At 63.7% G+C, this 19,715-nt stretch carries 18 protein-coding genes; 9 read left to right on the plus strand and 9 right to left on the minus strand.

Going from position 1 to position 19,715, the window contains the following annotated elements:
- Nucleotides 1-82: 82 nt before the first annotated feature.
- From JF616_00875 to JF616_00885, 3 genes are all read right to left on the minus strand, one after another.
- The gene (locus tag JF616_00875) at nt 83-1,084 is read right to left on the minus strand and encodes a hypothetical protein (protein MBW8886280.1); all 1,002 of its coding nucleotides are present in this window, start codon (nt 1,082-1,084) and stop codon (nt 83-85) included.
- A 4-nt stretch (nt 1,085-1,088) separates the two neighbouring features.
- Nucleotides 1,089-2,099, minus strand: coding sequence for a hypothetical protein (locus JF616_00880; protein ID MBW8886281.1), 1,011 nt, complete (start codon nt 2,097-2,099; stop codon nt 1,089-1,091).
- Between the two features lie 241 nt (nt 2,100-2,340).
- Complete coding sequence (locus tag JF616_00885) at nt 2,341-4,053, minus strand: PQQ-dependent sugar dehydrogenase (GenBank protein MBW8886282.1); 1,713 nt, start codon at nt 4,051-4,053, stop codon at nt 2,341-2,343.
- A 122-nt stretch (nt 4,054-4,175) separates the two neighbouring features.
- Between JF616_00885 and JF616_00890 the strand changes: the two genes are divergently transcribed.
- The 5 genes from JF616_00890 (at nt 4,176) to JF616_00910 (ending at nt 9,316) form a co-directional block, all read left to right on the plus strand.
- Entirely contained in the window at nt 4,176-5,036 is an 861-nt protein-coding gene (locus JF616_00890; GenBank protein MBW8886283.1) for a hypothetical protein, read from the plus strand.
- 51 nt (nt 5,037-5,087) lie between these two features.
- Nucleotides 5,088-6,458, plus strand: a complete 1,371-nt coding sequence (locus tag JF616_00895) for a DUF342 domain-containing protein (protein MBW8886284.1) — start codon at nt 5,088-5,090, stop codon at nt 6,456-6,458.
- Between the two features lie 6 nt (nt 6,459-6,464).
- Nucleotides 6,465-7,667, plus strand: coding sequence for an HD domain-containing protein (locus JF616_00900; GenBank protein ID MBW8886285.1), 1,203 nt, complete (start codon nt 6,465-6,467; stop codon nt 7,665-7,667).
- Nucleotides 7,668-7,730: 63 nt separating this feature from the next.
- A complete protein-coding gene (locus JF616_00905) occupies nt 7,731-8,435 on the plus strand; it encodes a hypothetical protein (protein MBW8886286.1) in 705 nt (234 codons plus the stop codon).
- Nucleotides 8,436-8,836: 401 nt separating this feature from the next.
- Nucleotides 8,837-9,316, plus strand: coding sequence for a VOC family protein (locus JF616_00910; protein MBW8886287.1), 480 nt, complete (start codon nt 8,837-8,839; stop codon nt 9,314-9,316).
- 35 nt (nt 9,317-9,351) lie between these two features.
- Here JF616_00910 and JF616_00915 read toward each other — a convergent pair whose 3' ends face one another.
- A complete protein-coding gene (locus JF616_00915) occupies nt 9,352-10,236 on the minus strand; it encodes an SAM-dependent methyltransferase (protein ID MBW8886288.1) in 885 nt (294 codons plus the stop codon).
- Nucleotides 10,237-10,449: 213 nt separating this feature from the next.
- On the opposite strand from JF616_00915, the gene JF616_00920 reads away from it, so the two are divergent.
- Nucleotides 10,450-10,959, plus strand: a complete 510-nt coding sequence (locus JF616_00920) for a hypothetical protein (GenBank protein ID MBW8886289.1) — start codon at nt 10,450-10,452, stop codon at nt 10,957-10,959.
- Between the two features lie 6 nt (nt 10,960-10,965).
- Here the strand turns inward: JF616_00920 and JF616_00925 are convergent, their stop codons facing one another.
- Nucleotides 10,966-13,002, minus strand: a complete 2,037-nt coding sequence (locus JF616_00925; GenBank protein MBW8886290.1) for a DUF342 domain-containing protein — start codon at nt 13,000-13,002, stop codon at nt 10,966-10,968.
- On the minus strand, nt 12,989-13,459 hold the full coding sequence (locus tag JF616_00930) for a hypothetical protein (GenBank protein MBW8886291.1): 471 nt from the start codon (nt 13,457-13,459) through the stop codon (nt 12,989-12,991). Before JF616_00930 ends, JF616_00925 begins: the two co-directional genes overlap by 14 nt.
- A 131-nt stretch (nt 13,460-13,590) precedes the next feature.
- Here JF616_00930 and JF616_00935 point away from each other — a divergent pair, with 131 nt between their 5' ends.
- The 3 genes from JF616_00935 to JF616_00945 are packed head-to-tail and all read left to right on the plus strand — an operon-like array spanning nt 13,591 to nt 16,078.
- Nucleotides 13,591-14,109: a hypothetical protein gene (locus JF616_00935; protein ID MBW8886292.1), complete on the plus strand. Its 519-nt coding sequence runs from the start codon at nt 13,591-13,593 to the stop codon at nt 14,107-14,109.
- A gap of 47 nt (nt 14,110-14,156) precedes the next feature.
- Complete coding sequence (locus tag JF616_00940) at nt 14,157-14,543, plus strand: response regulator (protein MBW8886293.1); 387 nt, start codon at nt 14,157-14,159, stop codon at nt 14,541-14,543.
- The gene (locus JF616_00945) at nt 14,540-16,078 is read left to right on the plus strand and encodes an Hpt domain-containing protein (GenBank protein MBW8886294.1); all 1,539 of its coding nucleotides are present in this window, start codon (nt 14,540-14,542) and stop codon (nt 16,076-16,078) included. Before JF616_00940 ends, JF616_00945 begins: the two co-directional genes overlap by 4 nt.
- A gap of 11 nt (nt 16,079-16,089) precedes the next feature.
- Here JF616_00945 and JF616_00950 read toward each other — a convergent pair whose 3' ends face one another.
- From JF616_00950 to JF616_00960, 3 genes are read right to left on the minus strand one after another with little or no spacing between them, the layout of a single operon-like run.
- On the minus strand, nt 16,090-16,545 hold the full coding sequence (locus tag JF616_00950; protein MBW8886295.1) for a hypothetical protein: 456 nt from the start codon (nt 16,543-16,545) through the stop codon (nt 16,090-16,092).
- A 53-nt stretch (nt 16,546-16,598) separates the two neighbouring features.
- A complete protein-coding gene (locus JF616_00955) occupies nt 16,599-17,120 on the minus strand; it encodes an NUDIX domain-containing protein (protein ID MBW8886296.1) in 522 nt (173 codons plus the stop codon).
- Between the two features lie 54 nt (nt 17,121-17,174).
- Nucleotides 17,175-19,697: a carbohydrate binding domain-containing protein gene (locus JF616_00960; protein MBW8886297.1), complete on the minus strand. Its 2,523-nt coding sequence runs from the start codon at nt 19,695-19,697 to the stop codon at nt 17,175-17,177.
- Nucleotides 19,698-19,715 lie beyond the last annotated feature (18 nt).

Below are 19,715 nucleotides of genomic sequence, written 5' to 3' on the forward strand. Positions count from 1 at the left end.
GCACGGGTTTCCCCGGAAGATCGCCTGAAACCATTCCCACGCGGCTTGCCGGCCGCTCCTGGGGTATGGAAGATGATCGGCTTTAAGGGGTAACCGAGGAATCGGGAAGATTTCCGGAACCGGAATTTCCGGCAGGGGTCACGTGCACCACCAAGGTGTCGTAGGCCATCAGGTTATCCGAATCGATCACCCGCAGGATGCAGGTGAGATCGCCGGAGGACTTCGGGACCGGGAGGGTGGTCTCGGTTTGCGGCACGTTCGCGAACGGCGCTCCGTCAAAGCTCCAGGCGCGGTAGACGATGGGCCCGAACCCATCCTCGCCGCGCGCATGCAATAGGATTACCCCGCCTACGGGGACCGTAGTGTCCTTACCGGCGTCGGCCCAGGGAGGATCGAGCTCCACATTTACCTTCACTTTGGCTTCCGCGAGCCCTTTCTTCAGATCCCAGACGCGCAGGGTGCATACGCGTTGGCCGGAGTCGGCATAGCGGACGCCGAAACGGATGCGGGCCTGGGAGCCGAGGATGACGGCCGAGTCCTTGGGGCCGTCGCCGCATTGCCAAGCATAAGAGGCGAGGTCCCCGTCGGCATCATAGACTTCCGTCGTGAGAGGCACGCTGTCGCGGATGGAGACCGCGGTGTCGGAAGGGAACGAGGATAGGAAGGGCGGATGGGACGCCCCGGCCGCGGTTCCCGGATCCGGAACGGCCTTGGCCGAATCGTCGAATCGTTCGATGCGCAAGTCGAGAAGCCGCTGGGTGCTGCCTTCGTAAAGGCGGGTCTCGCGGTAAGCCAGGCGGGAGCCATGGTAGCCCTCGATCAGGATGCGCGCGGTTTCGCCGGAGTAGCTGCGCGCGGGCAGGCGCTCCAGGCGCTTGAGGTCCGGCAGGGTATCGTCATAAAGGGTCGCGACGCGTCGGCCGGTGGTATCGTCCAGATTGATGGCGATGCGGGAATAATCGAGGAGATTCGGTCCGGCCTCGAGGCGGAAATAAGTCTCGGGCTCGGTCGAGTTCAGGCAAGCCGATACGCAAAGCGATGCCGCCGCCGCCAGCAAGCGCAGGAATCCATTAAGAGACCCCATGCCGTTAGGGGCTCTTAGACAAGCTCGCGGGAACCGCATAGGTCTTTCCCGGCCCGCCGCTTTCGGAGCCGGCGTGCCAAAGGGTGAAGGCGATGGCCGCGATCGCGGCTCCGCCGCCGATCCAAACTCCCGGCTTTTTCCAGACGGGATTGGACGTGTCGGACTCGGAGACGTTCTCGACCCCGGCTACCGAAGGCGCCGCCAGGTCGACCGTGGGCCGGGACGGCGAAGAGTCGAAGGCGGAATCGACCGCCGGCGCTCGGGCGGGTTCGGAACCGGAAGCGCGCGGGGAATGATCGGCAAGGGGCGCATCCCAAGGCCTGTATGGCTTGGCGGGAACCGCTTGGGGGCGGACGGCCGAGCGAACCTTGGGCGCGCCGGCCCGGCCCCTAGGCCGGACGGCGACCCTGGCCGGCAAGGTCCAGTCGTCGGAATAAGCGGGTTCGGAAGATTCACTCGGGGGCGCGGCCGGAATCGCACCTGCGGTTGAAGAATGGGAGGCGGGCGACATCGCGGCGATTGACGCTGCGGCCGTAGCCGGCGCGGCGGACAGCGGAGCCGATGACTTGCGCGGCGCCACGGGTACGGTCCGGGCAATGGCCGCGGAAGCGGGGGCCGGGGTTTTGCCTTGGCTGTCCGAAGCGCGCAGATCATGCTCCTTGCGGACTTTCTCGAACACCGCATCCACCTCATCGCCGACGTACATATCCAGCAAATCGGCGCGCGGGGAAAGATCGAGCAGGCGGAACATATGGTAGCGGCCCAGTTCGCGCGTGGCCGGCGCCGCCGCCAGCACAACGGCGAGATGTTTCTCCGCGAAAATGCTGTCGTCCTTGACGCAGGCGCATTGGCCCTTTCCGTACGGCTCCAGTTCGCGCAAGATCCGCTCGAATTCCCCGTCGTGGTACAAGGCGTGGATGCGGGCGCGATCGAGGGAACGGCGCGGCGCGGCCCAAGCCATGCTCGCGCAGAGGAGGGCGGCGGAAAGGATGAGGATGCGGGCCGGCAGGGCCATGGATTCCCTTCGGAATTCTTTCGCGGGCGGAAGGCCGCCATCGCGATCCGATCATAGGGACGGGAAGGGGCGGAGGGCAAGCCCCGCGACCGGGCCCGGGGCCGAGGTAACCTGTAAGTTAACGCGGAAGCTGGCGCGGGACTTGAAGCTAGAGCGGAAGGCGAAGTCCGGCTTCAACTCCCGCTGCTAAGATGCTAGCTCCGCTTCGGAGCGCCCGCTCCTAGGCGGAGCGGGCAAGCCGTCAGAGCGAGTATTTGATCTTGAAAAGCCCCGAACCGATGCCGGCGGGCACGGAGATGAATTGGCTGTAGGCGTCCTGCCTTTGCGAGGCCTGGGCTGACCAGATCGTCTTGCCCTGGAGGTCGTACAAGGTGAAGCCGCGGTATCCGAGGGGAACTTCGATCTGCCGCTCGGAATCCCAGCCCAGGTGGATCAGCCCGCTCTTGCCCGACTGGAAAGGCGAAGCCATATCCTTATGGATCGAGACCGCCGGGGCGCAGGGGGCGCCCGTGTAGTCGAGCCGGAAGATCTTCGGCGGGGTGGAAGAGAAAGGCACCGGCATCGATCCGTTGGAGGTGAAATTGTAGAGGTTGTAATAGTCCAAGACGTACATCACCCCGTCGGGCCCGATATAGATTTCCAACGGGTGGATGAAGCCGCCGTTGGCGCCGGTATAGAACCGGGTCCGGTTCAGCACCTTGGTGTTATCCGCGTTCAGGGTATGCGCGTAAATGGTGCCGGCGTTCTTCCAATCGGTCACGAACCACACGCCGTCGAATTGGCCCGGCAGCTTCTTCGTCGAAGTCTGGGCCGGGTTGTAGCGGTAGATGGGCCCGGTGATGGCGGCGGCCTGGGTGTAGCCGTAGATCGCCCCTTGCGCGGGCGGCAGCTTCTGGACGCCGGTATTGTGGATGCCCGTATTCATGGGGGCGGCGGGGTCCTTGACGGGCGCGGCCTTGTACTGGTAATGCGGATTGCCTTCGGCGCCGGCGAAGTAAGGCCACCCCATGAAGCCCGGATGGGTCACGAGATTGAGCTCTTCCGTTTGCCAGCCCATGTCCGGGCCCACATCGCCCCAGGTCAAGAGGCCCTTGGCGTCGTCGACGGAAATGGTGTAGGGATTGCGATGGCCCATGGTGTAGATCTCCGGCCGGATCTTGGCGAGTTCGGCGGGAGAATACATGGATGCGTAGTAATCCTTGAGGTTCCCGGGGGGAACGGTGTAACCCCCGTCGGCGGTGGGATGGATGCGCAGGATCTTGCCGCGCAAATCGTTCGAGTTGGCCGAATGCCCTTCGTCATCGGCATCGGGATAGCGGGTGTCGATGTAAGCATTCGAATCCGCATCCCCGGAAGCGGGATTCAGGGTGTTATTGCCGACGGAGATCCACAGATCCCCCTTGCCGTCGATGCGGATGTCCCCGCCGGTATGGCAGCAGTAGTTCTTCTGGGTGGGCCAGGACAGGATCACCTTCTCGGAACCCATGTCCAATTGGTTCCCCGTAACCGTGAAGCGCGAGAGATGGGAGGAGTCCACCGCCGCCATCTGGTAATCGACGTAGAGCCAGTGGTTGGTCTCGAAGTTGGGATCGATGGTGAAGCCGACCAATCCGAATTCGTTATTGACGTTGTTCATGCTCATATGCAGCGGGGAAGTGGTCGGAAAGGAATTGATCTTCCCGAGCTTGGTCACCGTCGCGCCGTCCGCGCTCAGCATCTTGATGGAGCCGCCCCGTTCCGAGAAGTAAATCGATCCGTCCTTGGCCACCGCGAAGCGGGTGACTTCGTCCAGATTCGGGTCTTTAGTCTTGTCCAGCACCGAGACCTTATTGAAATTGGCCTCCGTCACATCCGTGCAGTTGGGCGCGCTGAACTTATCCTGGCCCCGCGCGGTCCCGAATCCTACCCCTGCCGACACCAACGCCGCCAGAGCCCATTTGCCATTCCTGCCCATCGCAATACCTCTCAATCCTGAAAAAGGAATCTCCCGGTTCTTAGTTACCTTATCTGGCCGAAGCGTTTTGTACAAACCCGGAAAGCCCGCACGGGCGGCCCGGGGCACTACCCGGAGGACCCATGCCCGCCCCATTCCGCTTTCCCGCATTCGCTCCCGCTTTCGCCGCCTGGGCCGCCTGCGCGGCCCTTCCGGCATCGGCTTTCCGCGTCGCCAAGCCCGATTTCGCCCGCTTCGCGGGATCCCTCGACTGCCAATGGGACGGGGAATCCTGCCCAGGAGCGGCCAACGGCTTTATCGTCAAGGGACTGGCGGGAAGCGGCATTCCCGATCCGACCGCGGCCGAACTGGCCGCCGGGGGTAAGGTAGTGGTGGGATTCCTGGAAGGCAAGCCATTCTCTTGGCCGCGCTACTCCGTGGATTTCCCTTCCGCCAAATACCGTTGGGTGGTACTCAACGAACTTTCTTCGGGCGATCAGAACGACGTCTTCCTCACCATGTGGAAGTCCGTCGGCGACAGCCTGGAATTCGTAAAAGCGAATCCGCGGGCTTATCCCCTCGATCTGGGTGAAACCTACGTCTACGCCAAGGCCCCGCTGCCCGACAATTCCCTGCTCGTCATCCTCAAAGGGGAAGGTTCGGACGCGGGCGTGACCCTGCAGGATTTCCGTTTCCTGCGCCTGCAAGCGCCGGATAAGGTCACCGAAGTGGCGCGCCGGACGAATAAAAGCGAAATCCCCGTGCAGAAGATCCTGGAGCGAATCAACAATGACGAACCGGTGGAAGCGGTAATCGACTCTTCTTTGACCTGCGAAATCGTGAAGGGCAAGAAGGCCCCGTCCGGCGGCCCCTTGATCCGTTTCCTGAAAACCCGCACCAGCGTCCTGTATACCAAGTCGGGTCCGCAGGAATCCCCGCTGGGAAAGGAAGAAACGACCCTCGACATCTGGAAACTCGCCAAGACAGGCCAAACCGTTCGTTGACCGCGCTCTAACCGCTGCCCTATAATGGGTCCGGGTATCCGGAGGCCCTACATGGAGTTGCGCGTCGAAAAAGGCGGCCTGGAAGCGCGGCTCCGTCTGGCACCGGTGAAAACCGAAACCGGAGGGTACGTCCTCCCCTCCCTGGCCGAAATCGAAGTTTTCCTCAAAGAGAAAGGGGTCAAGGCCCCGATGGATGCGGCCGCGGTCGAGGCTTGTTTCGAGCGCCTGGCCCATGGCCTTAACGCCGAGCCCATCGCCGCGCGAGGCAAACCTCCGGTCCCGGGCAAGGACGGGACCCTGGAATTCCTGATCGATCTCGAAACCGCCTTCGTCCCGCCCTCGGCGGACGCGGGCGCCGTCGATCTGCGCGCGTCCCTCATCCATACGGTGAGCCCGGGCCAGCCCTTGGCGGTATTGCATCCGCCCACCGCCGGCCTTCCCGGCCTGGACGTATTCGGCAACCTGGTGGGCTCCATCCCCGGCAAGGCGCTCCAGCCGCGCCTGGGCGCGAATACCATGCGCTCGGAGCACGATGCCAACTTGATCGTAGCGAAGACCTTAGGCCATGCCCGTCTCCAGGGCGGCGTCATGGAGGTGGAGGAATTCTACCAGGTTCCCGGCGACGTGGATTACGCCTCGGGCAACATCGCCTTTCCCAAATCGGTGCAAGTGCGCGGGGACGTGAAGGCGGGCTTCGCGGTGGAAGCGGGCGGCGACGTGGAGATCGAGGGCTTGGTGGAAGACTGTTCGGTGAAAGCCAAGGGCAAGCTGCTGGTGAAGGGCGGATTCACGGGGCAAGGGAAGGGCATGGTGCAGGCGGGCGGGGAAATCAGCCTGGGCTACGTGCGCAACCAGGCGGTGCGCGGCGAGGAATCCATCCGGGTGGCAAAGGAGGCGGTGAACAGCCGCATGCAATCGCGCCAGTCCGTATTGGTGAACGGCCTCTTGGCGGGAGGCAAGGTGCAGGCGCGCCATGCCATCGAATGCCAGGTGGCCGGGACCGAGACCGGTACGCCCACGCATTTGGAAGCGGGCTTCGATTACATCACCGCCGAGGAGATGGCGGACATCCGCGCGCAGATGGAAAAGATGGGCAAGTACGCCCGCAAGCTCGAAGAATCGCTACGGCACATCCACGATATGGAGCGGATGAACCGCGGGCTCGATCCCTGGGCCATCGATATGGTTTTCCAGATGGAAACGATGCGGGGCAAGGTGGACACCAAGATCAAGTCGCTGCGGGATCGATACAGCGTGCTGGATCGGTTGAGCGGAACCTCCGAATCGGCGACCATCACGGTGCATCGGAAGACCTATCCCGGCGTGGTGATGAAAATCGGCCGCGATATATTGCTCGTGGACGAGGTCCTTAACGGCCCGAAAACCTTCTTCGCCAAAGACGGCGCCATCCTGATCCGCTGAGGGCCCATGGAAAGACCTCCGATCCTTTGGGACAACCGGCGCGACCGGGAAGTCCGGCAAACCATGTCCGAGTTGAAAGCGCTCGAGGAGAAGGGCTATTTCGACGGCCTGGGCCTGACCGCCTCCGATGCGGAGGACCCGAAGGCGCGGGAGGCGGTGGAGACCCTCTTGCTCCGGAGCGCCCCCTTCCTGAGGCGGGTTTCGTCTTTCAAGCCCTTGGACAATCCCGTGGGGCCGGCCCTGGCCCAGTTCATGACCCAGCTGCGGCCGCGCGAGAGGACGGAGATCTACAAGAACGAGACCCATAAGCGTTTCCAGGACGCCGTGGGGCAGGTGCGCATCCTGTACGGGAAGATCCTGCGGGGCGAGATCGCCAGCAACGCCATCGTGCGTTCCATCGTGGGATCTTTCATGGATACCTTCATGAAGGACCGCAATCTGCTCCTCAACCTGGCGAGCGCGCCGCACGCGGGCCACGATTACCTCTTCGACCATAGCCTGAAGCAATGCCTGCTCTCGTTATCGCTGGCCTCGGCGGCGGGTTATTCCCGCAGCCAGTCCATCGAGATCGCGCAAGGGGCCCTCTTGGCCGACGTGGGCATGATGCTGGTGCCCGAGCGCATCCGCCTCAAGCGAGGCAAGCTGAGCGAGGGGGAGATCTTCGAGGTGCGTAAGCATCCCATGCTGGGCATGACCCTTCTGGAGCACGTGCACGGCTTGTCCGAAGCGGCCTTGCTGATCCCCTACCAGCACCATGAGCGGATGGGCGGGGGCGGATATCCCGATAAGCGCGCGGGCGCCGCCGTGAGCCGCTTCTCGCGCATCGTCAGCATCGCGGACGTTTTCACCGCCCTCATCAGCCCCCGCACCTACCGCGACTCCATGCTGCCCTACCAGGCCATGGTTTCCTTGCTCACCCTGGGAGGCGCCGGGCAGCTCGACGGCGATCATATCAAGCAGTTCCTGAAAACCATGTCCATGTTCCCCTTGGGCTCGCTGGTGCGCCTGTCCAGCGGGCGCGTGGCCAAGGTGGTGGCCCCCAATCCCATGGAATTCACCAAGCCCATGGTGTCGCTTCTGACCGACGAGTCGGGCGCGTCCTTGCCCAGGGCCGCCATCGCGCAAATCGATCTGGCCGACTCCCTGGAGAAGATCGTGGAAGCCCTGCCGGGCGCATCCATCCCCCAGCAGATCCTGGACGGATTTTGATTCCGTAATCGGCGGAAGCCGCGCCCTGCAAAAAGGCCGGGGGATGGCATATCTTTTATCGCCATGCCTTCCTTTCGAATACATCCCGCGCTGGTTGCCGCGGTCCTGCTCCTGGGTGGCTGCCTGATCAAGGATAGGCCGGCCAAAGCGAGCGCGGCCGGCTTGGTGCCTCCCTGGGACCCGGCCAAGTTCGCCCCCAAGCAGTTGGAAGGCCCGGCCTACCTGGATTCGGCCCGCACCTTCGCAGTCTTCGATTCCATCGCGCGCATCGACAGCCTGGCGGGCGATCCCAAGGGATGGACGGCCGAGAAAGGTTCCACGGATACCCTGCGCTTGGAGGCGATGTTCGATACCGGTTTCGTTTTCCCGCAAACCCCGGACGCCGTGATGCCGTATGCATATGACGATTCCTATCGGGATGATACGCTTTGGCGGAGCGCCTACGGGAACGGGCTCTTCACCCAAGATCATCCCTGCGCGCTCAACTACGTGCTGGCGGGACAGTTCCTGCATCCCGCCAAATGGCTCAAGCGGGGCCTGCGGCAAGAGGAAATCCTCTCGACGCTGGGGAAGCCGGCGTATCGCCAGGTCGGCGTACTCCGCTATTTGTCGAAACACCCCGGCCAGCGGCCCGAGGGGAGCGGCGAAGAATCGTCGAGCACGACCGCGGATTCTTCGGCCTATGATGTGTACGAGGGCGTGAACTTCTATTTCGAGAACGACAGCTTGTTCGCGGCGGTGTTGCAGAGGTCGCAGCCTTGCCATTGAGGTGGGTCTGGGCGGGTGAGGGTCCGTGGCTCGGCGCGGGCTCGGATGCTCGCTGGTCGTGGGTTCGGTCGATGCCCGTTTCGGGAATGCGGCGCCCGCGAAAGCTTCCCTGGTTCTTTTACGACGGCCGCCATCGAAGGGCGATTTCGGACCGGCCTGATCCCGTCGCGGGCTTTCTAAAGCCTTCGCCTATTGCATTCCCGAAACGTGCGCGCTCGCAGCTCGCCCGCGCCGAGCCCCGGCCCCTCCCCCGCCCGTCCATAGCCTCCTTGGCAAGGGTTGCGACATCTTTCGCCTCGGGGGAAAGATGGGGGCATTTCCGTAATACGGCGCAGTAGGCAAGTTCTGGCGGACGCTGATTCCAGGTTTTAGTTTCAGATCTCCTTTGCCAAGGAGGTTCTATGGCCGCGAAAGTAAAACCTGTTCCGGAAGGCTTACATACGGTGACCCCATACCTTTGCGTGCATGGGGCGGTGGAGGCGATGCGTTTTTATGAGAAGGCTTTCGGAGCCAAAGAGAAAGTCCGGTTCCAGACGCCTGATGGGAAGATACGGCATGCCGAAATCGAAATCGGCGATTCTCGCGTGCTGATTTCGGATGAGTTTCCCGAGATGCCCAATGCATTGATTGCGAGTCCGACGTCCCTGAATGGCTCCTCCGTCTGCCTGCAGATCTACGTCCCGGACGTGGATGCGCTTTTCGAGCGAGCGGTGGCGGCGGGCGCGGAGGTGCGCCGCCCGTTAGAGGATATGTTCTTCGGCGATCGGAGCGGGGCGGTCGAGGATCCTTTCGGCCATATCTGGAGCCTCTCCACCCATATCGAGGAAGTGAGTCCCGAGGAAGCCGTGAAGCGCATGTCCGGGAGGGCGAAGGCGGTCTGAGATCGCCAGAGGCGGACGTTCGGGCGGCTTCGCGCTTAAGCGGCTTCGAACAGGACGTACCCGTAGGTCCGGTTGGCGAGGCGGCGGAAGAGGGCGGGCGCGACCGCCTTGAACCAGGACCAGGGAAATCCGATCGGCAAAGTGCGTCCGATGCTCTCGCCGATATCCAGGATGTGGAAGTCTTCGGCGGGTCGCCAGCCTAAGGGGCCGAAAAAGGCTTTGGGATCCTCGACGTTGAATTTGAAAGGCGCATTTTGGAGGCGTTGGGCGATGGCCTTACGTTCGCGATGATTTCGGAATTTTCCCTGTCGGTAATCGAGGATCCAGAAACGGAAGCCGGCCGCGGCGCGCATGTCCCGCGCCAGATCGGCGGCGCTTTCCGGATCGAGGTAGGCGATGACGCCCTCGGTCAGGAGCACGGTAGGTACTCCGTCCCGGGACAGATCGGCGAATAGGGAACGACGCGCGCCTTTGTCCGAAAGATCGAGCCCGATGCGGCGGACCGGGCAGGCGGCCGTTTCTTCCGCGAGCAGGCTTTCCTTTCCGGAGATGAGTTCCGGGAAATCGACTTCGACCCAGTCGAAGGAGGATGGGAGCTGCAGCCGATAGGGTCGCGCGTCCAACCCGGCGCCCAGGTTCACCACCCGTTGGGCCCCGCAACGGATGGCTTCGGCGAGGAGGCGATCGATGGCCGTCGTCCGTACGGTGAGGGCGTAGTCGATGGCGGAGCCCAAGGGCATGGATGCGGCCAGTTCCCGGCCGCGCGTCCCGGCCAGCTTGGCGGCCAGAGGGTCGCGGAAAGCCGCATCGGGGCGGGCCGATTCCCGCGCGCGTACCGCCGCAACCCAAAGGGCCGTGTCGCTTACATGCGTGACGGCCGGCTCCGCGGGAGTTATCGCATCTGACTGCTTTGCATCCATTAGGCCTTCCACAGCGGTTGCGGGCGTTGGGTTTGGAACCTTGGGCCGGATTCGGTTTTTGGGAAATGTACGGTTCGCATGCCGGATAGGCAAGGGATGGGATTAAAGCCGGGGCGAAAACGCTAAAGGATTTCCGGCGCCGCGCCGACATCCTTGCATGGGGCCGATCCGCCGGGCGACCGCGCGCACGACGGATCCGAACCCGGAGCGACCATGCCGGCCTTACACGCCTTGAAAATCGATTCCGCCGACACCACCGACTTCGACGTAGATGTCGCCTTGCGGAAGCTGGCGCCCAACCTGGCGCGGGCCACCTCCGAAACGGTTTCCGCCTTCTTCAGCGCCCCGGCCTCGCTCGCGCCCGCCTGGGAAGCGCCGCGCATCCACGAATTGGGGCGCATCCAATGCTCCCAGAAAAACGTGGGCGACAAGTACCAGATGGTCTGCAATCTCACCGCCGACAAGTCGGGATGGGATCGCCTTTTCCCGTCCGACGTGGACGACTCGATCAAGATGGACGCCTATTGCGAGTTGGCCAATTGCATTTGCGGTGAACTTCTCGCCGATGCCGGGTTCGCCGATTGGTTCGGCTACCTGATTCCCTGCGTTCCCTGTTCGGGCCCCGGATGCGCCGGCGAAGGGTCGCATGCCGTCAAGGGCGCATTGCGCCTCAACGGCGCCTGGATCCTCTTCAGCTTCGCCGTACGCGAAACCGAAGCCTAAGATTCCTTAAATCGAATTCCCTTCCGTCGAGGGCATCGGCCCCTTGTCCCGGAAGGTCCAGCGTCGGTTGGAGACCGCCGACGGCAGCACGATCAAATCATCATGGTACTTGAGCACGGTTCCCGGATGGGCCGTACCGCGGATGATCAAGGTGCAGGGTTCGCGGATGTACATCCTGCGCGCCAATTCCCCCAATTCCCGGCGCAGCCTTCCGATCCAGCCTTCCAGGATCTGCATCGCGCCTTGCACGCGTTTCTCCAGGAGGATGTCTTCGTCCGCGGCTCCCCGGCGCAGGCGCAAGACGTTGGCGAGCTGATCGGACATGTCGCGCAAGAACTCCAGGTCGTTGGCATGCTCGATCAGGACCTGATTCTTGGCGGTGATCTCCGCCTCCACTTCGAAATCCTTGCCTACTTCGAGGATGGTCTTGGCGCCCGTCTCCGAGCCCACGTTGAACAGATCGATGCCTTCGCCCGCCAGCAGATGCCCGCCCAATACCGAGAACTTGCCGAACTTCATGCTGATGGTCTTACGCGCCAAGAGCGTACTGTTGATGATCTCGTTGAAGACCACGATGTGGGAATGCGATTCGATGCGCTGGTTATGCAAATAGCCGATGGTCACCGAAGACAAGCGGGACTTGATGATGCCCCCGCCCGATCCGTTCACGCCTCCCTTGATCACGATCGCCCCGTCGGAGCGGATCACGCTGTCCTCGACCGTGCCCACCACTTCCACGTCGCCTTCGGACTTGATCTGCATGCGGCTGTGCACGTCGCCCGCCACGCGCACCGCGCCGGGGAATTCGATGTTTCCCGTCTTCAGGGAAACGTCGCCGGTCACGTCCAGCACCTCCACCACTTCCGGCACCCCCACTCGCAAGGCGAAGCGGCCCGCCGCCGTGGTGACCAGATAAGCGGAGTCCGGGGCTTCCAACGCCGTGTTGCGCCCGAGCTGCTTATCGAAGGGACGCCCCGGGGGCGGCGGCACCTCTTCCCCATGTACGTTCAGGCCGGGTTCGCCCGCGGTCGGGGGCAGGATCCGCGCCAAGCGCGCTCCCCTGGGCACGGTGCGGAAGAAGGAGAATTCCTTGAAGTCGATGCTGCCATCAGGCGCGGGCAAAGGGACGTCGGGTTCGGGGTCGATCAAGAGCTCGATCAATCCATCGTTGCCGGGAACGGGCGGGCGGCCGCGCGCCACCGGCAAGCTGACCGGCTGGCGATCCTGGTTGAACTTGTTGAGCGCGCCTTGGATCTCGGCCTCCGGGGCCATGAGCGCCACGCCTTGTTCCCGCAAGGCCTGCCGCACCATGTCCAAGGTCACGGTCCAATCGTTCAGGTAATTCCCGCCCAGCACCAGATTGGCCGACATCTTGTCCTCGGCCACAAGCACCTGGCAGGTGGGAAGGCTATCCGAACCCAGGACCTTGAGCTGGCCGTCCTCGATGATGAGCGCGCCTTCGCAAACGGCGATGACCTTCTTCTCCTTGAGGAAAAGCGATTTGCCGAACGGGGGCAGCCGCTCGCGCAGGCTCAGGCCCGGGACCGGCGCGCCGAAAACGTCGCAGCCCGCTTGGCCCTTCTCCACCTCCTGGAAGCTGAGAACGGTCTCGCCGGAAGATACCCAGTAGCTGGGATCGATATGCTCGCGCAGCCCTTCGAAGCCCCAGGCATCGGCCTTGCGACGCAGGTCCCCGATGGCCTCGGCATTGCTCAGGTAGGCATGATGGAAGATAAGGCCCTGGGGCTCGTCGTGCCCGGGCGGAACGCCTTGGGCCACGTCCACTTCTTGCGCCGCTTGCAGATCGGCGGATAAGGCGGAGGCGGGAGAGAAAGCCAAGGTTTGGGAGATCCACCGCAGTACGTCGTCCCGGATGCAGCGCGAGGCGATGCCCTGGGATTCCAGAAAGGCGCGCAGGCGGCGTTCGCCTTCGAGCCCGGTGGGCCCGGAGATCCCGGATTTCCAATCTTCCTGATCGAAAGAATCGATGCGGAGCTTGGCTCCCATTCCGTCGCCGGAGACCGCGATGCTAAGCCGAGGCATCCACGGCCCTTTCCACGCGCGCCAGCACTTCCAGCAGCTTGGCCTTGTCCTTGGGCTTCAAGGTGGGAGGATGGCGCAGGAATTCCATCGCCTTGTCCACCTGGCGCAGGTCCAACGGCTTGGCCAGGCAGGCCAGCACGTTGGGGTAACGGGATAGCTCGTCGCGGCGGAGATCCAATTCCCTGGACGGCATCAAGAGCACGATGGGCGTGGTAACGCCGGCGCGCTTAAGCCCCTTCACGATGCGCAGGCCGTCGATGGTGTTCTCGCGCAGCGCCAGGAAGATGAGATGGTAGTCCTGGACCAGGGCCATGTGGAGGCCCGACACCCCCGTCTCCGCGGAATCCCAAACCAGTCCGCGGTTGGCGAAAGAGGTTTCCAGCAGCTTGAGGATCGCCACGGGGAAATCGATATGCAGGACCCGGGGCGGATCCTTTGGCGCGGTCGCGGATGTCACGTTAGGCTATTAAATCATGACTGGGAGGGAAGGTTCAAGCTTCCCGGCCCTCGGGAGGGGGGAAACGCGCGCGTTTCCCGCCCCTGGCGCGGGCATTCGCCGCCTCCGGAATGGGATAATGCTGGCGTGCCATGAAAGACTCGGTCGTCCGCGATCTGATCGCCAATAACCTTGCCCGCCTCGTCAATGGCGGCTTGCAAGGGGTGTATTCCGACCCGTTCGCCGCCCGTTTGGCGAAAGGGGAAGCCGTCTACCCGGTGCAAGCCCCCGTGGTGCTTTCCCAATTGGCGATGTCGCCGCTGTCGCAGATCCTTTCCTTCCTGACCATGGAAACCGATTCCATGGTGCGCGTGGGCAAGCGAATCCTCCCCGACAAGCCCAAGGAGGAGGCTCTGAAGCTGGTGGTTTCCGCCAACGCGGAAATCCTCAATTTCGTCACCTCGCGGCTGGCCTGGCTTCTGTCCAAGCTGGAGAATTCCCGGGAAACGGAAATCTCGCCGCCGCGGGTCGGCAATTTCTCGGGGGTCGCGAGCGCCACCGGCTTCCCCGCCTTCCGCATCCGTGCCGAGGAAGGCGTCTGCTACGATTTCGAGTGCGCTCCGCAGCGATTGGCCTTCCGGTTCGCCTGCTGCGTGCAGACCATCGCATGAAACGTGGCCGTCCCTGCGGCCCCATGTTATAATCGAGGCGAACGCCTATGCCCAATTCCGTGGTCATCATCGACGATTCCAAGTTCCAGATCCTCCAGCTCGGGAGGTTCTTCGGCGAAGTCATGGGCTTCACCGTCGCCGGCACCGGCGAGAACGGCCAGGAGGCGGTGGAACTCTACCGCGCCCATCGCCCCGATCTCATCACCATGGACCTGACCATGCCCAAGCTCGACGGCCGCGGCGCGCTGACGCAGATCCTCCAGGAATTCCCCGACGCGAGGGTGCTGGTCATCTCGGCGGTGAAAGGGCCCCTCTTGCTCGATTGCCTGACCCTCGGGGCCAAGAGCTATATCGAAAAGCCCCTTCGCTTCGACAAGGACGATTTCGTCCGCGACTTCAAAGCCACCATCGGGGAAATCCTCCGCTCCCCGTGACGGGCGTACTGGCCGCATCCATGGACGCCGGCAACGAGGGTTTCTTCCTGCTGCGGTTGGATGGGACCATCCTGCCCGCTTCCGAACTGGCCGCCCTCGCTTCCGGCCGCCCGCCCGCTCCCGCTTCCCGCCCCACCTTCCAGGACGTCTTGCGCCTTGGTCCCGAGCAAGCCGGGCAATTCGCCAAATGGCTGGACCTGGTCCGTAAACGGCACGGCGAGATGCGGTGGGAGAAGCTGGCGCCCCTGGCTCCCATCCAGGAAACCTGGACCGGCAAGGCCGACGAGGAAGCACCAACCCGATTGGTCTATCGTAAGATCGCCGATGGGGAGGGAGGCCTGGCCGCGCTCGCGGTTTTCTTCGCCGATACCCCGCCCAACCGGACCGTGACGCGGCAATTGGAAGAAGAGCGTCAGCGGCATCAATTGGAGATCCGCGACGTGCTGGCCTTGGCCGCCAATCCTCCCGAGACCGTGGGAGCCTTCCTGGAAGAAGCGCGCGCGCGCTTGGAATCGTCCCGCCGGGAATGGGATGGATGGCTGGCCGATCGCAAGCGCGCCGGCGAGGCGTCGCCCGGGCTTTGGCAGGCCGGGAGCGGCGAAAGCGCGGGCCAACGGCTTTTCCGCGAGCTGCATATGATCAAGGGCAACGCCGGCGCCTTCGGGTTCGAGAACCTGGCCGCGGGGGCCCAAGACTCCGAGGATTTGCTGGAGACGCTCAAGGATCCGGCGGCCGGCGAACGCGCGGCCAACCGTTTGACCGAGGCCTTGGGGGCCCTGCGATCCCAGTTCGACGAGTTGCAACGGGCCATGAAGCTGATCGCGGGCGAGGGCCAGGACGCGATGGCGCGCATCCTGAAATGGAAGTTGGAACGCCTGGTGTCGGCCGCCGGCGCCCTCGAATCCGAAAAGCTCGATCCCAATTTACGCGCGTTGGTGGAATCCACCCGCCGCCTGGCCTTCCTCAGCCCGGCCTATCTGGCGCGTAAGTACCGCAACCTGGTGGAACGCCTGGCCCATAACCTGGGCAAGCACGTGGTCTTCCGGGTGGCCAGCAATTCCGGGGACGTCCACCCCGAGTCCTTCGCCCGCGTGGACGAGGCCTTGGTCCACATCCTACGCAACATGATCGACCACGGCATCGAGCTGCCGGAAGAACGCGCCGCCGCGGGCAAAGGCGAAGCGGAAATCGAAATGGAATACGTGGCGGAGGAGGACCGGGTCTTCCTGCGCGTGCGCGACAACGGGCGCGGCATGGAACCAGCCGCCATCGCGGCGCGCGCCCTCTCGCTGGGGCTCTTGACCCAAGGCGAAGCCGACGCCCTCGACGAGGTGGGACAGTTGGGGCTTATCTTCCGGGAAGGCTTCACCACGCGGAGGGAAGCGAGCATGGTCTCGGGCCGGGGATTGGGGCTGGCGCTGGCCGCCCGCTGCGTCGCCGATCGGGGCGGCAACCTCTACGTGTTCTCAAGACCGGGAGAAGGCACGCGCTTCGCCATCGAACTTCCCCATGTGGGATTCAAGGCTTTGCCCTGAGCGCCGTCCGATTAGTACGACAAGCCGACCTGCCAGAAGAATTTCTTCCAATCCTCCACCATCCCGACTTTCACGCCGAAGATGAGCAAGGACAGCTTGGCTTCCGCGCCATATTCGCTGCGGGAGAAATGCCCCCAGCGATTCTGGGCGAAGAAGTCCGCCGTGAACCCGTAGGTGCCTTTCTCGGGCATACGCACGCCCATGGCGAAGCCCGCCCCCACGCGGTTGGATTCTGAGCCGGCTTCATCCATCAGGTACGGGCCGGTGAAATTGCCCATCCACTCCTTGCTCTTGAAGAATTGGGCGATGAGATCGTATTCGAAGGAATAGCCGTTGTAAGGGCCGTACCAGAGGCCCACCATGCCGTTCAAGCGTTCGCCCGCGGAGGAAGAAGAGGAGGAGGAAGGCTCATCGGCGCGGGCGGCCGCGGCCAGCAGGAGCAAGGAGAGGGAAAAGGCTTTCAGCATGGGACAGGCCCTTCGGTTCGCGTCGCGACGAATCTACTCAATTCCGCGACGCTTCACACCGAATCGCCGAGGTAGACGACGCCGTCGCCCGGGTCCGTTGCAGAAGGCCCGGCTTGCAAGCGGTCCGCGTGCTGATGGCCCGCATGCGAATGGCCCGCTCGCAAAGGGCCCACCAAGACCCGGGGGAAGAACGCCGCTTCGGAGAGCTGCTCCAACGGCAGCCATTCCAAGGCCTCCTGGCCCGCATCGGGAGTCAAGGGACGGGTCAAGGGCCGCTCCAGCAAGCGGCATTCGAAGTACAGGTTCACGAAGTGCATACCCCCGTGGGCATCCTTGAATAGGTGGTTGCGGCCCACGTACTCCTGCACGTAACGGAGGCGCCCCGGTTCCACGCGCGCGCCCAGTTCCTCCAGGCATTCGCGTTCCAAGGTCGCGGGCAAAAGCTCTCCCGGCTCCTGCCCGCCTCCCGGCAGCACGTAATAGACGCCAATGTCGCCGCGCTTGCGTAGGCAAAGCAGGCGCCCGTCTTCGATGATGAGGGCCTTGGCGGCGTAGCGGAGAACGGTAGAAGCCATAGGGGCAAATTTACTCTCCTATGGCGGGCAATTGCGGCGAATGCCGTCGGAGGATCAATCCAGGCTGCGCACCAGCGAGCGGGCGCCCCGGAAGCTCGCGAAGTAGAGGCCGCGCGGCAGCGAAGCGATACCTACGCGGGCCGACGACCGGATCTCGCGGCGGAGCACCACTTTCCCTTGCAGATCGCATAGGACCAACGTCCCGTCACCGCTCAGGACCAATTGCCGGCCTTGTTGGACCAGCGCGGCGCGCTTCGCGCTCCTGGACGCGATCCCTATCCCGGTAGCGGCGGCCTTGATGGACACGTTGTCCAGGTTGACCGTGGTGCCGGCGACGCCGGCCCCGCCGATGTCGAAGGAGAGCTTTCCCGATTCCGTGGAGTCGGAGACGAAAGTGTAGTTGTACGTCGTGGTCGCGGTTCCGAGGGTCACGCTCTTGTCGAAGGCGCCCAGGTTGGCGTAAACCTTGATGTTACGCGCCACGTTGGCCGAGGCATCGAAGGAAAGCGTGTAGGTGGTGCCTTTCACGAAGGGCACGGAGGTCTGGAAGATCTGCACGTCCCAGGTGTCGGGTCCGCCGTTGGCAACCGCGAAGGAGAACACGCCGTTCTGTACCGAGGGCGTTCCCGCGGCCGACCCATCCGCGCTCCAGGCGGAAGGCGTCCATCCGGTGGTGCTGTTGGAAAAGTCGCCGTTGGTGATCAGGTTCGAGGCCGAAAGGAAGATGGCCTGCACGGTATGCGGCGCATCCATGGTCAGGGCGAGCGCGGGGTTCTTTCCGGAACCATCGCGGCTCCAGCCGCCGAAGGTCCAGCCGTCGGCCGGCACGGCGGTAAGGTTCACCACGGTTCCGCGGGGGACGAGCGCGGTGCGGATCGAGCGGGTCACCGAGCCCTGGCCTACCACCTCGATTTGCAGCGCCACGAGGTCGGGGCTGGGCAGGGAGACCTGGGCGTCGGTGGAGACCACGAAGTGGGTCGCCGAGGTGGCGGGCAAGGTGTAGTCGAATCCCGATGCGGTGACGCCGGTGGGGGCCGCCAGTTTCGTGATGATGGAATCCGTCGAAAAGCCGTAGGCCACCGCGGACTGCCAGGCCTTGCCTGAAAGGGCTAGGGTGACGGCCTTGGCCGAGGACGACTTGTTGATCGCCACGATGTGCAAAAGCTTGGGGTTCTTCGAGTCCAAGCTCGCATAGGTGGAGAAGACCGTGCTGTCGGGGTTGTCGGCCGCGACGTAGGTGTCGCCGAACGCGTTCCCCTTGCCGTCGAAGTTACGGTACAAGCGGAAGGCCGTCGCCAGATATCCCGAGAAGGTCGAGTGCATGTTGGCCGCCTCGAGGTCGAGTTTTCCGAACACGCCCAGCACGTCGGCCTCCGCAAGCGCCCCTGACCAGTGGTTTTCGCCGCCGTAGCCGTATTCGGTCAGGGCCAGGCGGGTGCCTGGCCAGGCCGTGTCGATGGAACTCAAGGTACGGGTGAGGATATGCACCGGCTTGTTGCCGGTCATCGCCGAAGGGATCCAGTCGTTTTCGAGGTAGGCCGGATCCCAAAGCGAGCGCGGGGCCTGCAGGCGGGCCTCGATGTCCTTCGCCGTCCCGCCGGTCGCCTGGCCGCCTCCATCGATGCGCGAATCGCCCATGTCCTCCGGGTACCAATGGATGGCCAGCACGTCGATCAAGCGCTTGCCGGCCGCAGTCGAACGGGTCTTCATTTCCCCCAGAAAGGCCGCGACGGCCCAATCGTACTTGGAGGAGTAGGCGCTCCAGTCGGAGCATTCCGGAATGGAGCTCGGGGTCCCGGCCACGCACTTCCACATCTCCATCGCTCCGAAGCTCTCCGATCCCATCACCTTGGCGGAAGGGTCCACGGCCTTGACCGCCTTCGCCAGGGCCTCGCTCTTGTCCAGCAGTTCCTTGTAGGTGAGGCTTTGCGGATGGATGCGCGGATGGGTCCCGCCCCAGAGCGCCGGTTCATTGTCCAGCGAGTAATAGGGCACGCCGCCCTGGTCGGCCCGGCCGAACTTCTGCACCAGGAAGTTCACCTCTTCGTCCATGTATACGGCGGAATCCGTCGTGGCAGGCGCCAGGGAGAAGGCGCTTCCCTTGGCGAAGACCACCTTTTTCCAGCGCGCCGAGGGCGCTACTTCGGCCACGGCTACGGGACCTGAGCCGTCCGCGGCCACGTAGCCCGCCATCTGCAATTGCACGATGGGCTTGCGCCCCAACCCGAGGTTGCGCTCCACGAAATTCCCCACGGAACCGCCGCTGCTAGCCGGGGTGGGAAGCGGGTTCTGGGTCAACCAGTTGTCGCTGTTGTGCTGGTAGTCGGATCCGGCGTTAGAGTAATTGTTTTCCCAATTGTAGCCCGTCATGCGGTTGCCGCCCATGCGGTCGGATCCGAGCATCGCGGAATCGGCCGCCAGATATGAATCCTTTCCCGTGGCCAGGGAGTTGATGCCGTAGATGGCCGGACTAATGGCATGGCCCGGGGCTTCCGCACGCACGCGGATGGTGGGCGCCGCATCGGTCGTTGCGGCCATCGCGGCCAAAGTGAGGGCGAGGGGGATGGTTCGCTGCAAGGGTCTCTCCCGGAATGC

This window comes from Fibrobacterota bacterium (genome assembly GCA_019509785.1).
Lineage (GTDB): Bacteria > Fibrobacterota > Fibrobacteria > UBA11236 > UBA11236 > Chersky-265.

What these genes read in the sequence shown, in the direction of transcription:
- JF616_00875 (MBW8886280.1), bottom strand. Translation starts at nt 1,084, where the DNA reads ATGGGGTCTCTTAATGGATTCCTGCGCTTGCTGGCGGCGGCGGCATCG.
- JF616_00880 (MBW8886281.1), bottom strand. Translation starts at nt 2,099, where the DNA reads ATGGCCCTGCCGGCCCGCATCCTCATCCTTTCCGCCGCCCTCCTCTGC.
- JF616_00885 (MBW8886282.1), bottom strand. Translation starts at nt 4,053, where the DNA reads ATGGGCAGGAATGGCAAATGGGCTCTGGCGGCGTTGGTGTCGGCAGGG.
- JF616_00890 (MBW8886283.1), top strand. Translation starts at nt 4,176, where the DNA reads ATGCCCGCCCCATTCCGCTTTCCCGCATTCGCTCCCGCTTTCGCCGCC.
- JF616_00895 (MBW8886284.1), top strand. Translation starts at nt 5,088, where the DNA reads ATGGAGTTGCGCGTCGAAAAAGGCGGCCTGGAAGCGCGGCTCCGTCTG.
- JF616_00900 (MBW8886285.1), top strand. Translation starts at nt 6,465, where the DNA reads ATGGAAAGACCTCCGATCCTTTGGGACAACCGGCGCGACCGGGAAGTC.
- JF616_00905 (MBW8886286.1), top strand. Translation starts at nt 7,731, where the DNA reads ATGCCTTCCTTTCGAATACATCCCGCGCTGGTTGCCGCGGTCCTGCTC.
- JF616_00910 (MBW8886287.1), top strand. Translation starts at nt 8,837, where the DNA reads ATGGCCGCGAAAGTAAAACCTGTTCCGGAAGGCTTACATACGGTGACC.
- JF616_00915 (MBW8886288.1), bottom strand. Translation starts at nt 10,236, where the DNA reads ATGGATGCAAAGCAGTCAGATGCGATAACTCCCGCGGAGCCGGCCGTC.
- JF616_00920 (MBW8886289.1), top strand. Translation starts at nt 10,450, where the DNA reads ATGCCGGCCTTACACGCCTTGAAAATCGATTCCGCCGACACCACCGAC.
- JF616_00925 (MBW8886290.1), bottom strand. Translation starts at nt 13,002, where the DNA reads ATGCCTCGGCTTAGCATCGCGGTCTCCGGCGACGGAATGGGAGCCAAG.
- JF616_00935 (MBW8886292.1), top strand. Translation starts at nt 13,591, where the DNA reads ATGAAAGACTCGGTCGTCCGCGATCTGATCGCCAATAACCTTGCCCGC.
- JF616_00940 (MBW8886293.1), top strand. Translation starts at nt 14,157, where the DNA reads ATGCCCAATTCCGTGGTCATCATCGACGATTCCAAGTTCCAGATCCTC.
- JF616_00950 (MBW8886295.1), bottom strand. Translation starts at nt 16,545, where the DNA reads ATGCTGAAAGCCTTTTCCCTCTCCTTGCTCCTGCTGGCCGCGGCCGCC.
- JF616_00955 (MBW8886296.1), bottom strand. Translation starts at nt 17,120, where the DNA reads ATGGCTTCTACCGTTCTCCGCTACGCCGCCAAGGCCCTCATCATCGAA.